The sequence below is a fragment of the Paenibacillus sp. Aloe-11 genome (assembly GCF_000245715.1).
GTDB lineage: Bacteria > Bacillota > Bacilli > Paenibacillales > Paenibacillaceae > Paenibacillus > Paenibacillus kribbensis.
On record NZ_JH601047.1, the window covers coordinates 75,012 to 87,934 of the forward strand.

Consider the following 12,923-nt stretch of genomic DNA (forward strand, 5'->3'; position numbering starts at 1 on the left):
ATGTCTGAACTCATATGCGGACAAGATTTGATGTTTAGTGGTTGTTAAGGTTTCCATTGTTTTTACACTCCTTATGAATATGGATTAGAATTGACGCTTACCGAGTGGCATGCTTAATATTAGAATATACATGATCGTTTTTGAAGTACGCACATTAATGTGCTGTAGTATAAAAAATGTTACCAAGGGGGAGAAAAACCTATGCGCAATCGGAAGGGTGGCTTTGGGGAATGTCCTACTGGAAATGATCAGGCATGTCCTGTGGAGTACACGCTGGACGTGATTGGGGGCAAGTGGAAAGGGGTTATTTTATACCATCTCATGTATGGAACAAAGCGGTTTAGTGAATTTCGGCGTATTTGTCCGGGAATTACACAGCGTATGTTGACACTCCAATTGCGCGAGCTGGAAGAGGACGGTGTAGTTCATCGGGAGGTTTACCAGCAGGTTCCACCCAAGGTCGAATACTCCCTAACTGAATTTGGAAGAACTCTGATCCCGATTATCAACCTGATGAAGGACTGGGGAGAAAATTATAAAACCAAGCAACGTCCAGCAGACAGCCGCCTTCAACATCCGAGCCCCAATTTGTAGCATGCCGAGACAGACCTCACGACAAAAGACTTGTCATCCATTGACAGGTCTTTTCCCTTTTTACCTACTGTGGAAGCTGATCTATTCCAGTTAGGCTATGCTATCAATTTTAGTTGACAACATGAAGGCAGCCTGATATATTTCTTACGATATTGATAATCATTATCACAAATATATAAGGCTATTTCCATATTACATAGGGGGCTCATATGTTGAAGAAAAAATCGTTTTTTATGCTGACTACTTTGATGCTTGTATTGTCTGTATTCATTAGCGCTTGCAGCGGAAGCAATAATGGAAGTAATTCCGCTCCAGCTTCAGGGGATAAGAAAGAGCCAACTTCGGCTGAGACGAGAAGCTTTAAAACGGTAAAAGGGGATATTCAAATTCCAGTCAAACCACAGCGCATTGTAACGGATTTCTATGGTGGGGAATTATTGTCCGTAGGAGCTAATGTGGTGGGTGTAGAGCCGACTGCGTTTCAAAATCCTTTTCTGACCGACTTGCTCAAGGAAAAAGGGACCAAAGAAGTGGGTGACCCGACCAATTTGGAGAAGACATTGGAACTCAAACCCGATCTGATCGTGGTTATGAAGGATACGAATTACGAGGCTTTGTCTAAAATCGCACCTACTCTGTATATTCCGTATGGCACGACGACCAATATTTACGATACCGTGAAGCTGTTCGGTGACATCACCGGGGAGAAAGAAAAGGCAGAGCAATTTATTGCTGCATTTGATAAAAAAGCTGCTGAAGGCCGCGTACGTCTTAAAGGCGTGATTGACGAAAAGGCAACCTTCGGCCTGTATGAGCTGACGGACAAGAATGCACTTTGGATATTTGGAGATAATGCGGGCCGGGGTGGACAAGCTGTATACAATGCGCTCAAGCTGAATATGCCGAAGAAGACAGCGAACTCCAAGGAACAAACCGTACAGCTTTCGATGGAGGTACTGCCGCAATATGACGCAGATTATATGTTCCTGACGACCTATGATCCGGAGAAAAAGGGTGACGCGCTTAAGCAGCTGAAATCGTCTGCCGTGTGGGGGAACCTGCCTGCGGTGAAGAACAATAGAGTGTTCTTTAACGATTTTGATACGTATTATCGTTATGATCCGATCGCAATTACCGGACAGATTGATATGATCGTTGATATGCTGATTGAAAGAGAAAAAGAGAATAAAGCGAAAAAATAGGTAAACTGTGTACATGCCTTAGCAAAGCAATAACGAACCAGCCAAAACATAAATTATGTTTCGGCTGGTTCGTTTTATTGAGATTTACCATGTCAGGTTTTGCTGCAGCATATTCGGCAGATCGACCTTCTTATTTCGTCGAAGTGGTAGTCGTGATGGTGATCGTATCTTCTTTTTGTATCCAATCTACCTTGGCCCCTAGCGTCTCGCTGATTAATCGCAGAGGAAGATAGGCAATACCATTCACCGTGAACGGAGGGCTGGTGAGCTCCACAGGTTTACCGTTAACTGTTGTTTGGCTGGTTTTGAGATTCAATTGTAGAGAGACAGGAGTGGCTCCTGTCTTGGACTGAATAATTTTCGCTACTTTATTGTTGGAGTCAAAGGTGACTTCGGCCCCCAGCTTGTCAAAAACAGAACGGAGGGGAATGAACGCCTGCCCGTTTCGAGTAATCACACCGTTACTCAAGGGGACAGGTGTACCGTTGAGACGGACGAGAATCGGCTTTTGTACAGGAACCGGCGTACTGTAAAGAAATTCGTAATCCCCTATGCCGAGCTGCGCATGTTTGTTGACTCCCCAGCCCCACAGGCTGCCGCCCGTTTTTTGCATGATCACATGCCTTGGGCCTGCTTTGATGCTTTGAATATTTTGGGCAAGTAATGTAAAGTGGGCATTTGACGATAATTTTTCACCTTCCAAGGAAGCTCCATAAACATTCCCCTCTGTGGTTAGTGCAAGGATAGAGCGTTCAACGATGAAGGCGTCTTTAACATTCCTTACACCCGTCAACAGTACAGGATTATTTTCATTGTGATAGGCTGTACTATCCGAGTAGCCTGTGACTGTAGCACCCCAGAACCACAGCCGACCTTGCCGATCTATCGCGAGGTTGGTACGGCCATTAGATTTGATCGTCTGGATTCCTGTTAAGGATTGAATCTGCGAAGCCGTTGTAGTGTCGGATAAGGCAGCGTTTGTATCAAATTCCTTGGGCCATGTCCACACGGTACCGTCTTTTTTTAAGGCTATGTTTTTCGCGATTGCCGTAATATCCTGTAATGAGGAAATAGGTTTGATGCCCTGCAAGCCTTTTGTATTTTTCCACACACTGCCGTCTTTTTTTAAGAAAATCCAGCTTTCCTCATATTCTGGTCTTTCTTCATAGTAGCTGTCTATATTTGCAACCTCGTCGATACCAGCTACAGTTTGAAAAGGATCCAAGATGTCGCCATTGTTGTGCCAATCAGCGGAATATACGCTGCCTTCGGTACTTAGGGCAAGCACATGATCATTTAAACCACTTACAGCTGCGAGGTTCTGTACTTCTTCCAGAGGAATGAATTTCACGGCTTCAGCAATATTATTTCTTGGTACATACCAAGCGGATTGGTCTTGTAAGGTAAATACCAGATCGCCTTCGTTGAAGATATTAGAAAATGTTTTTACAACGTCCGCCTTACCTTCTACGCGAGTAGGAACAGATTGATTATAGCCCCACAACCACAAGCTTCCATCGGATTGAATCAGACTCCCAGAATCATAGGAACGAATACGGGAGTCTGATTCTTTTTCGGCCGCCCATGCACTAGAGCTGAACAACAATAACGCGATCATACTGAGTAATAGAGTCCGCCTTTTCATACGCTTTTCCTCATTTCTTCATCAGTTATATAAGATAAAAACCAACATCTTGGGAAATATCCCCTTATCCATAGACGTTAAATATTTAGAAAGGTTTTCCACAAATTGATGAATTCCAATAAAATAGCCTCCAAACCCATGTTCAGAGACGGGGGTTGGAGGCTATTTTTGAGCATGGAAGCAGAATATGATTTGGGAAAAGTTAACTCAATGGCTCACCCTGCTATAAACGGACTAATTTGCGATTCGGCTGCGCACGATCAATAAGGTTTGTTCTTTGATTTGTGCAATTTCACGGATGATCGCAGCTGTTTTGGCTTCATAGGATTGTTTGACATCCAGGTCCTTTAGCGAGGCAAGGTTAATGTCAACGGTCAGCAGGGCGGATTGTGCAGCAGCTTCAAACAGGATCGCGCCTATGCCAAGATCAGAAATAACATTTTTATTGGACGTCTCTGCAATACGGCAGGCATGGGACAATCCGTCCCGGCATACTTCCAGCAGACGCATTGGTACCTCAATGGCAGCAATCACCGCGGTCTGTAGAGAATGGGTACGATAACGCTTTTCTTCGTCTGTTCCTTTGGGGAGCTTGAGCGCCGTCATGTACTGTTCAAAGGATCGGATGTCTGCGGCCATCAGTTCCTCACAGCGTGTGGTCAGGTTTTCCATGCTGCGAATCACTTCGGTAATTTGTTCGTGGATGTGCGCGAACTTTTCTCCTTGTGAAAGGTTGGCGGTCATGGAGGTCATCGCCGCGCCCAGCGCCGCAGCCAGTGCGGATATACTTCCCCCTCCGGGCGTAGGAGCTGCGCTTCCAGCCTCTTTCAGAAATTGTCGAATGGAATCATTCCACGACAGTTCACTCATGAATAAACCACCTCTCGGGAGTATTGTTGCAGTTCAATTGCTTTGAGCAGATTTTTATACAGGATGGCAGTCGTTAATGTGCCGACACCGCCAGGCACGGGAGAAATCGCATGTATCTTTTCCCCAACGTCTACAGCGGCATCCCCGACTATTTTTCCCTCCAGCGTCTCGTTAATTCCCGCATCTACCAAAATCAGACCGGGATGCACCATATCCGATGTAATTACATCAGGGCATCCGACTGCGACGAAGGCAATATCTGCATGACTCAAATGTTCTGCAATATCACGTGTGCCCGCATGACAGGCGGTGACGGTGGCATTTTCTCTTTGCAGCATGTGAAAAAGAGGGAGTCCCACGGTCTGTCCGATGCCGACTAGAGTGACATTTTTGCCTGCCAAGGTGTGGCCGTAATGCTTGAGCAGCTCAATACAGGCTTGAGGTGTAGCGGGATACAGTCCGGCTTCACCAGTAACGGTAGCCAGCTTATTACCCGGGGTAATTCCATCAATATCCTTGTACGGGGCGATGGACTGTTTAATGACAGAGGCGGATAGATGTCGGGGAAGGGGCAATTCCAGCATAATGCCATGTACATGCGAAGCTTCGTTCAGGCTGTCGATCAGGTGCAGGAGCTCGGCTTCTCTAACATGACGGTCAAAGGTATGGAGATGAAAGGAGATGCCCAGCTTCTCCGCTATTTTTTGCTTGGTCCGGGCGTAGTAGGCAGAGGCAGGATCGCCTTCTACCAATAAAGTTGCCAGATGGGGACGATGTCCTTGCTGGTTGAGCTGTTCCACCTGGGAACGGATCGTTGCATACACTTGCTCAGCTGCTTCTTTGGATTTCATAATGATAGCCATTGTTCGGGCCTCCTCTGAATTTATCGCACAAATGATGGAATCAACAGGGTGTCATGGTCTTGTAAAACAAAAAAAAGTATTTGCACAAGGTCGTCAGGATAGACGAATCCTCTGCAAATACTTCTCCCAGGCGAACGGCACGCTTTTGTTTGTATGCTCCCTCGTGGTTTATTCCACTGACTTCGCCAGTCACATACAGCGTTATTTGCTTTATATTTTAGCAAATAATCTCCCGAAAATAAACCCGTGAACCATTGGTAAATGGCTAAATGATTTAATGATATGACAAATGTCATACTCCCGAACTGACGTTTATGACTACAGCGGCCAGAGGCAGCTCCTTATACTGAGGTTAGATCTACATGTGCGTCTGACGAAGATCAAGGTACAGACGTCATTTTTAAAGGAGGATTAACATTAAGTATGGCACAGCCTTCATTAGCCCAATTGAAAAAAAATATGGCTCCTTACGAAAAAATAAATACGAAATCCAGCGTTCTGCAGCTCATTAACACCTTGGGTCCGCTGATCCTGCTATGGTATGCGGCTTATCTCAGTCTGTCGGTATCCTATTGGGTGACGCTTCCGATTATTGTTATTGCTTCAGGGTTTGTGGTAAGGACATTTATCATTTTTCACGATTGTGGTCATCAATCCTTCTTCAAAAGCCGCAGGCTGAACGACATTGTGGGAACGATTACAGGTGTTATTACGCTCTGTCCGTATCATCAATGGAAAAATAGTCACGCGGTCCACCATGCAACCAGCAGTAATCTCGATAAAAGAGGTACAGGGGATATGTGGGTACTTACAGTGGAAGAGTACGCACAGGCTACTACATGGACACGGCTGGCTTATCGCATATACCGGAACCCTTGGGTTATGTTCGGATTGGGTCCGATTTATACTTTTTTGCTCTCCTATCGGTTTAACGTCAAAACAGCAAAGCGTAAGGAAAAAATAAACACTTATATCACAAATATATCTATCATCGCCTTGTATGCATTGTTGTGCTGGGCTATTGGCTGGCAGTCGTTTCTGCTGATACAGGTGCCAATCTTTTTTGGTTCAGGCATGCTGGGAATCTGGCTGTTTTATGTGCAGCATCAGTTTGAGGATTCGTATTTTGAGCATGATGAAGAGTGGAGCTATATCAATGCAGCCGTAGAAGGCAGCTCTTATTACAAGCTACCTAAAGTATTGCAATGGATTACGGGGAATATCGGCTTTCATCACGTCCATCACTTGAGTCCCAAAGTGCCAAATTATAATTTGGAGAAGGCACATGAAGCGACCCCACTGCTGCAAAAAGCGACCACCATTACCATGAGCAGCAGTCTGCAATCTCTGAAGTTCCGGCTTTGGGATGAAAGCACGAAAACCTTTTTGACCTTTAAACAAGTGAAGCCGCTGCTGGGCAAACGTGTTGCTGTTCCGAAACCCATTCCTGCACCTGTAGTGAGCACGGAAAGAAAATGAACAGAAAGAAAACGATTGGTACGCATTTCGATATGATAAGATAAGGGACAAAAGGAATGTGAAGGAGAGAAGGGTAGGCAAGATGCAAAAATGGTATCAGATTTTCCAAAAAAATACGGGACTTAGCCCTTATGTGTGGGTTGTCTTTTACATCCTGCCCTTTTATTATTTCAGTTCCTCCTCTACTAGTCATATTATTCTGGGCACCGCCATTATTTTAGTGTTTTTTGCTTGTTATGTGCTGGCTTTTGTTTCGCAGGGCTGGCTGGTATACTTCTGGACCAGTGTACAGATTGTCATATCGATTACCATGACGCTGCTGTTCAGCTATATGTATTTTTCCATATTTATCGCTTATCTGATGGGAAATATTAAAAGTAAATCCGCATTCACGACACTGTATATTGTTCTGATGGTTGTTACGATTGGACTGATCAATTATGGTTTTGTTTCTGAAAATCCTGTTTTTATCAAGCAGATTCCTTTTATTTTGCTCAACCTGATTGGTGTGATTCTTCTTCCAATCACGAATTTTAATCGTAACAAAAGTGATCGGCTTCAAGTACAATTAGAGGATGCCAATAAGAAAATATCGGAATTGATTAAGCTGGAAGAGCGGCATAGAATTGCACGTGACCTGCACGATACCTTGGGTCAGAAGCTGTCGCTCATCGGACTGAAAAGCGACCTGGCGGGCAAACTGATGGATCAGTACCCGGAGCGGGCTCGGAATGAAATTAACGATGTTCGGCTTACGGCGAGAAGCGCGTTAAAAGAAGTGCGGGAAATGGTGACTCAAATGCGCGGCATGCGATTAGAGGATGAGCTGCTGCGTATCCGACAGATTTTAAAGGCTGCTCATATTGAATTGACCCTGGAGGGCGACCCGAAGCTGAAGCATACATCATTAATGAACGAAAATGTGCTTAGTATGTGTATGAAGGAGGCGGTGACCAATGTGGTTAAGCACAGTGGAGCCACCGCTTGTTCCATCATCATTGAGCCGTCTCGCAAGGAATTGACCCTTCGGATTCAGGATAATGGGACAGGCGTTATGGGAGAAAATGCAGTTTTTCGGGGACATGGCCTGCAAGGAATAAAGGAAAGACTCGAATTTGTGAATGGATGTATGGAGCTGCATTCAGATGAGGGAACGACCCTGGTCATCAAAGTGCCCAATATCACTGAAAAGCCGAACGAGGAGGTGGGGCCGTGATTCGAATTGTCATTGCGGAAGACCAGCGTATGCTGCTCGGTGCTCTTGCTTCGCTGCTGGACCTGGAAGAGGATATGAAAGTAGTCGGAAAAGCGAGCAACGGGGAAGAAGCTGTAGAGCTGGTCAAGCTGTACCAGCCGGATATATGCATCATGGACATCGAAATGCCGATAAAGAGTGGATTGGATGCGGCTGAAGAACTCAAGGGATTGAACTGCAAAGTGATGATTTTGACCACATTTGCTCGCCCCGGGTATTTTGAACGGGCCATCAAGGCAGGTACGCACGGCTATTTGCTCAAGGATAGTCCCAGTGAAGAACTGGCTTCCTCCATTCGCAGTATTATAGCGGGTCGTCGCATTTATGCCCCGGAACTGGTCGATGATGCCTATGCCGAAGTCAATCCGTTAACTGAGCGTGAGAAGACCGTATTGGCACTCATTGCTGATGGGAAGAACACGAAGGAGATTGCTGGTGAACTGTATTTAACGACAGGGACGGTGCGCAATTACATCTCAGTCATTCTCGACAAGCTGGGTGTCAGCAACCGGATTGAGGCCATTACACGTTTTAATGAAAAAGGCTGGTTTAAATGAGTGACTGGCAGAAATATTTGAGCAGAAACAGAGATGGCTATGAAGCAGGATATGGCAGCTCTGTTTTTTTATTTTATCCATAGATTTGATATGCCTTTAACATACTTCCTTGTGATACAATAGGATAGTTGTCTACAGGATGGACTGGAGTACAAGGAGGAACGGAACCGCATGAAACATGCCCCTTTTATCGCTGTTGAAGGACCTATCGGAGCAGGTAAAACAACGTTGGCTTCGATGCTTTCAACCGAGCTGCATATGCCGATCATTAAAGAAATTGTTGAGGAGAACCCGTTTCTCGACAAATTTTATCAAAATATAGATGAATGGAGCTTTCAACTGGAAATGTTCTTTCTCTGCAACCGATACAAGCAGCTGGAGGACACCGGCCTGCAATATCTTGAGAAGGCTCAGCCTGTTATTTCTGACTATCATATCTACAAAAATCTGATTTTTGCCGAACGTACACTTAAGGGTATAAAGCTTGAAAAATATCGTAAAATTTATCACCTGCTGACAGATGACATGCCTAAGCCGGACATTATCATCTATATTAGAGCCGATTTGGATACTTTGCTGGGCAGAATTCGTAAGCGGGCACGTTCGTTTGAACAGGAGATGGACCCCGCCTATCTAGAGCAGTTAATTAAGGATTATGATAAAGGCATTCAGTTTCTTGCTGAGCAATCCCCTTCGCCCCGTATATTGACCATAAATGGGAATGAGATTGATTTTGTAGAAAACCAAGCACAGTTCGAACAAATTGTTTCCGATGTAAAGGAGCTTATTCAATGAATAATTACAACATTCCCGCGAATGCCCTGATTACGGTAGCGGGCACGGTAGGTGTAGGGAAATCCACGCTAACGGCAGCTTTGGCTGAACGCCTTGGCTTTAAAACCTCTTTGGAGCAGGTTGATCATAATCCGTATCTGGAAAAGTTTTATCATGATTTTGAAAGATGGAGCTTCCATCTGCAAATTTATTTTCTCGCTGAGCGCTTCAAGGAGCAAAAAAATATTTTCTTGTCCGGTGGAGGCTTTGTGCAGGATCGTTCCATTTATGAGGACACAGGTATTTTTGCGAAAATGCATGCCGATCAGGGAACGATGAACCCTACGGATTATGAAACGTACACGAGCCTGTTTGAGGCGATGGTGATGACGCCATTTTTCCCGCATCCCGATGTGCTGATCTACCTGGAAGGCAGCCTACCATCCATACTGAACCGGATCAAGGAACGCGGTCGCGAGATGGAGATTCAGACCGAGAGAGCCTATTGGGAGCAAATGCATCGCCGATATTCCAATTGGATCAACGAATTCGATGCCTGCCCTGTACTGCGTCTGAATATTGATGAGTATGATGTACATGACCCGGCTTCTATGGATGCCATTTTGACAGAAGTAGGCAAAGTGATTTCCAAAAAATAAGTTTTACTCACCGTCCAAGAGGACGGTTTTTTTGCGTTATATACTCTAAATAAATTTGCACATATATGCAGATAAGCTCACTGAAAATGATTCATCAGGAATATAGTCTAACGCCTATGAAGCTGGTATATTTTAGTGGATATAAATAAGAACATACGTTCTATTTTATGTTTTCTTATTGAAGGTCGTGGTATAATATGAGCAGATGGAGCTGATTCTATTGGTAGAAATGCTGGATCCCCGGAATGACTTTTTGTTTAAGCGTATTTTTGGAAGTGAGGAAAATCGTGATGTGCTTTTAACTTTCCTGAATCGTACTTTCGAGGAAGCGGGGAAACCTCCATTAACAGAAATTATACTTTTGAATCCGTATACGGATAAAGACGCACCACGTGATAAGCAGTCTATTTTAGATATTCGAGCCAGAACGTCGGAAGGTCAGCTTATTAATGTGGAAATGCAGCTTTTTAATAAATATGACATGGATAAGCGAACCTTATTCTATTGGAGTAAGCAGTACGCAGGACAATTATATGAAGGCCAATCTTACAAAATGCTGAGAAAGTGTGTGACAATCAACATTTTGAATTACTCTTTCCTGCCGAACAGCCGGTATCATAATGTGTTTCATTTGACGGAGGACCGTACGGGCATTCCGTTTAGTGATGATATGGAGTTGCATTTTCTAGAGCTGCCCAAGCTGGATGAGCAAGTTGTCCCGGCTGGCAGCGGCGGTTTGGTCAACTGGCTTTTATTTTTAAAGGGAATTAATCCATCTCAATGGGAGGTGCTAGCCATGAATGAACCTGGTTTGAAAAAGGCGATGACTACGCTGGAGTTTCTAAGTCAGGATAAAGAGGCACGTTTACAGTATGAAGCCCGACAAAAGTACCTGCATGATGAGGCTTCTATGATTGAAGGCGCAAGGGAAGAAGGCTTGAAGCTAGGAATGGCTGAGGGAAAGCTCGAAGGTAAAGCTGAAGGAGAGCGCCAAAAAGCTCTTGAAATTGCACGGAACATGCTGAATATGGGCCTTGAAATCGAAGTGATTGTAAAAGCGTCTGGCTTATCCGAATCAGAAGTCCGCGCATTGAAGGCATAAAATTAAAAACATACAAATGACTGTAGTACAATCAGAAATAATTGGAGCTGATGACTACAGTCTTTTTTTGTCGAATAAAGGATGGTGAAGAACAAGATATATCTACGATATAGTGGACAAGCCTTGGTTAGAATGCGAGAATAGATACATACATTTGAATGAGAATGACTCACGGGGAGGATGGGATACTTTGATGCGCTTTGGCATTATTGGAACCAACTGGATAACGGAGAGGTTTATTCAAGCCGCGATGGAGACGGACGAATTTTCCCTGACCGCGGTATACTCACGAACAGAGGATAAAGGCAAAGCTTTTGCTGCTCAATATAACAGCCAAGCAGAGGTTTTTACAGACCTGGCTCAAATGGCTGCCTGCGATCAGGTGGATGCCGTATATATTGCCAGTCCCAATTCCTTGCATGCGGAGCAGGCGATTATGTGTATGAATCACGGAAAGCATGTGCTCTGTGAGAAGCCCTTTGCTTCGAATGCAACAGAGGTGCGGAGCATGATCGAAGCCGCACGCAACAACAATGTTCTGTTGATGGAGGCCGTTAAATCCACGCTTATGCCCAACTTTAAAATCATAAAGGAACATATGTATAAAATAGGCCGGGTCCGACGTTATTTTGCAAGCTACTGTCAATACTCCTCACGCTTTGATGCCTTTAAGCAAGGAAACGTATTAAATGCCTTCAATCCGGCTTTTTCCAATGGTTCCTTGATGGATTTGGGAGTGTATTGCTTATACCCTATGGTGGCACTGTTCGGCAAACCGGATGAGGTTCGTGCAGTGGGTGTGCTATTGTCCTCTGGCGTCGATGGCGAGGGCAGTATTGTGATGCGATATCCTGATATGGATGCAGTCGTCATGTATTCCAAAATTACCGATTCCTATCTGCCTGCTGAAATTCAGGGTGAGAATGGAACGATGGTGATCGACAAAATCAGTCAGCCCTATGAGGTGAAAATCCATTATCGGGACGGCACCATAGAGGATTTGACGAAAGCTCAGACACGTGAGCCGATGTATTATGAAATTCAGGAGTTTATGGATCTGATCAAAATTGGAGAACACAACAGTTCCATTAACTCATTGGAGTGTTCACTTGCAGTCGCTGAAGTGATGGAGGATGCAAGACAGCAGATCGGCCTTCGTTATGAAGCGGATTTGAAAAATATGTCTGCGCATTAGTTTGTTGAATGATCAATATGACACGAGCATAAAGGCTGCCGATTTTGCAATTTTGCAAATATACGGTAGTCTTATTTTGCTTGTAATACTTCCACCCTGTTCGGCAGCTTCCAAAACGTACATAATGCAATGAGCAGATACAACATTCGAAATGAAGTCACTACAGGAGGAAAAAAACAATGGCTTATCAAGAAATCCATGGCGTACGGGTATGGGGAGCGCCCGATACAGGAGCATTATCACAAGCACGTACGTGTGCGGAGAATGGCAATGTGATTCAGGCGCTGCTGATGGCGGATCATCATAAAGGCTACAGTCAGCCCATCGGCGGTGTAGTGGTGTATGACGGACAAATTTCCCCTTCGGGCGTCGGCTATGATATTGGCTGCGGAAATAAAGCGGTAAGAACCAAATTGTTTGCGGCAGATGTTAAGCCCCACATTTCATCCATCATGGATAAAATTGCACGTCAGGTTTCGTTTGGCGTAGGTCGTGTGAATGCGGTTCAGGTCGATCATGAGCTGTTCGATGATCCCGATTGGGCGGTATATGCAGCGATTGGGAAACAGGAGCATGACAAACTCAAGTCCCTGGCGAGAGAACAACTGGGTACGGTAGGAAGCGGTAATCATTTTGTTGATGTATTCATAGAGGAAGCGACAGGGCAGGTCTGGATTGCGAATCATTTTGGCAGCCGGGGCTTTGGGCATAAAACGGCGAGCGGATTT

Annotated in this window: 13 protein-coding genes and 1 riboswitch; of the genes, 10 read left to right on the plus strand and 3 right to left on the minus strand. The window is 44.8% G+C overall.

Annotated features, from left to right (window positions below):
• Positions 1-201 precede the first annotated feature (201 nt).
• Positions 202-594, plus strand: coding sequence for a winged helix-turn-helix transcriptional regulator (locus WG8_RS04540; RefSeq protein ID WP_007428918.1), 393 nt, complete (start codon positions 202-204; stop codon positions 592-594).
• 209 nt (positions 595-803) lie between these two features.
• Complete coding sequence (locus tag WG8_RS04545) at positions 804-1,796, plus strand: ABC transporter substrate-binding protein (RefSeq protein ID WP_043890788.1); 993 nt, start codon at positions 804-806, stop codon at positions 1,794-1,796.
• A 130-nt stretch (positions 1,797-1,926) separates the two neighbouring features.
• On the opposite strand, the gene WG8_RS04550 is transcribed toward WG8_RS04545, so the two are convergent.
• From WG8_RS04550 to WG8_RS04560, 3 genes are all read right to left on the minus strand, one after another.
• Positions 1,927-3,441, minus strand: a complete 1,515-nt coding sequence (locus WG8_RS04550; RefSeq protein ID WP_043890789.1) for a stalk domain-containing protein — start codon at positions 3,439-3,441, stop codon at positions 1,927-1,929.
• Between the two features lie 234 nt (positions 3,442-3,675).
• Positions 3,676-4,311, minus strand: coding sequence for a cyclodeaminase/cyclohydrolase family protein (locus WG8_RS04555; RefSeq protein WP_007428921.1), 636 nt, complete (start codon positions 4,309-4,311; stop codon positions 3,676-3,678).
• Positions 4,308-5,174, minus strand: a complete 867-nt coding sequence (locus WG8_RS04560) for a bifunctional 5,10-methylenetetrahydrofolate dehydrogenase/5,10-methenyltetrahydrofolate cyclohydrolase (RefSeq protein WP_007428922.1) — start codon at positions 5,172-5,174, stop codon at positions 4,308-4,310. Before WG8_RS04560 ends, WG8_RS04555 begins: the two co-directional genes overlap by 4 nt.
• A 117-nt stretch (positions 5,175-5,291) precedes the next feature.
• Positions 5,292-5,377: riboswitch (ZMP/ZTP riboswitch) on the minus strand.
• Positions 5,378-5,597: 220 nt separating this feature from the next.
• Between WG8_RS04560 and WG8_RS04565 the strand changes: the two genes are divergently transcribed.
• From WG8_RS04565 to WG8_RS27960, 8 genes are all read left to right on the plus strand, one after another.
• The gene (locus WG8_RS04565; RefSeq protein ID WP_007428923.1) at positions 5,598-6,653 is read left to right on the plus strand and encodes a fatty acid desaturase; all 1,056 of its coding nucleotides are present in this window, start codon (positions 5,598-5,600) and stop codon (positions 6,651-6,653) included.
• An 82-nt stretch (positions 6,654-6,735) separates the two neighbouring features.
• The gene (locus tag WG8_RS04570; protein WP_007428924.1) at positions 6,736-7,869 is read left to right on the plus strand and encodes a sensor histidine kinase; all 1,134 of its coding nucleotides are present in this window, start codon (positions 6,736-6,738) and stop codon (positions 7,867-7,869) included.
• Positions 7,866-8,465: a response regulator transcription factor gene (locus tag WG8_RS04575; RefSeq protein ID WP_007428925.1), complete on the plus strand. Its 600-nt coding sequence runs from the start codon at positions 7,866-7,868 to the stop codon at positions 8,463-8,465. The genes WG8_RS04570 and WG8_RS04575 overlap by 4 nt, the downstream gene beginning before the upstream one ends.
• A 171-nt stretch (positions 8,466-8,636) precedes the next feature.
• On the plus strand, positions 8,637-9,260 hold the full coding sequence (locus WG8_RS04580; protein WP_007428926.1) for a deoxynucleoside kinase: 624 nt from the start codon (positions 8,637-8,639) through the stop codon (positions 9,258-9,260).
• Entirely contained in the window at positions 9,257-9,898 is a 642-nt protein-coding gene (locus tag WG8_RS04585) for a deoxynucleoside kinase (protein ID WP_007428927.1), read from the plus strand. Before WG8_RS04580 ends, WG8_RS04585 begins: the two co-directional genes overlap by 4 nt.
• A gap of 205 nt (positions 9,899-10,103) precedes the next feature.
• The gene (locus tag WG8_RS04590) at positions 10,104-11,000 is read left to right on the plus strand and encodes an Rpn family recombination-promoting nuclease/putative transposase (RefSeq protein ID WP_007428928.1); all 897 of its coding nucleotides are present in this window, start codon (positions 10,104-10,106) and stop codon (positions 10,998-11,000) included.
• Between the two features lie 193 nt (positions 11,001-11,193).
• A complete protein-coding gene (locus tag WG8_RS04595; protein WP_007428929.1) occupies positions 11,194-12,195 on the plus strand; it encodes a Gfo/Idh/MocA family protein in 1,002 nt (333 codons plus the stop codon).
• Positions 12,196-12,374: 179 nt separating this feature from the next.
• On the plus strand, positions 12,375-12,923 hold a 549-nt coding region (locus WG8_RS27960), incomplete at its 3' end, for an RtcB family protein (RefSeq protein WP_007428930.1).

Coding starts and splice junctions, on each gene's coding strand:
- WG8_RS04540 (WP_007428918.1), top strand. CDS start 202: ATGCGCAATCGGAAGGGTGGCTTTGGGGAATGTCCTACTGGAAATGAT.
- WG8_RS04545 (WP_043890788.1), top strand. CDS start 804: ATGTTGAAGAAAAAATCGTTTTTTATGCTGACTACTTTGATGCTTGTA.
- WG8_RS04550 (WP_043890789.1), bottom strand. CDS start 3,441: ATGAAAAGGCGGACTCTATTACTCAGTATGATCGCGTTATTGTTGTTC.
- WG8_RS04555 (WP_007428921.1), bottom strand. CDS start 4,311: ATGAGTGAACTGTCGTGGAATGATTCCATTCGACAATTTCTGAAAGAG.
- WG8_RS04560 (WP_007428922.1), bottom strand. CDS start 5,174: ATGGCTATCATTATGAAATCCAAAGAAGCAGCTGAGCAAGTGTATGCA.
- WG8_RS04565 (WP_007428923.1), top strand. CDS start 5,598: ATGGCACAGCCTTCATTAGCCCAATTGAAAAAAAATATGGCTCCTTAC.
- WG8_RS04570 (WP_007428924.1), top strand. CDS start 6,736: ATGCAAAAATGGTATCAGATTTTCCAAAAAAATACGGGACTTAGCCCT.
- WG8_RS04580 (WP_007428926.1), top strand. CDS start 8,637: ATGAAACATGCCCCTTTTATCGCTGTTGAAGGACCTATCGGAGCAGGT.
- WG8_RS04585 (WP_007428927.1), top strand. CDS start 9,257: ATGAATAATTACAACATTCCCGCGAATGCCCTGATTACGGTAGCGGGC.
- WG8_RS04590 (WP_007428928.1), top strand. CDS start 10,104: ATGGAGCTGATTCTATTGGTAGAAATGCTGGATCCCCGGAATGACTTT.
- WG8_RS04595 (WP_007428929.1), top strand. CDS start 11,194: ATGCGCTTTGGCATTATTGGAACCAACTGGATAACGGAGAGGTTTATT.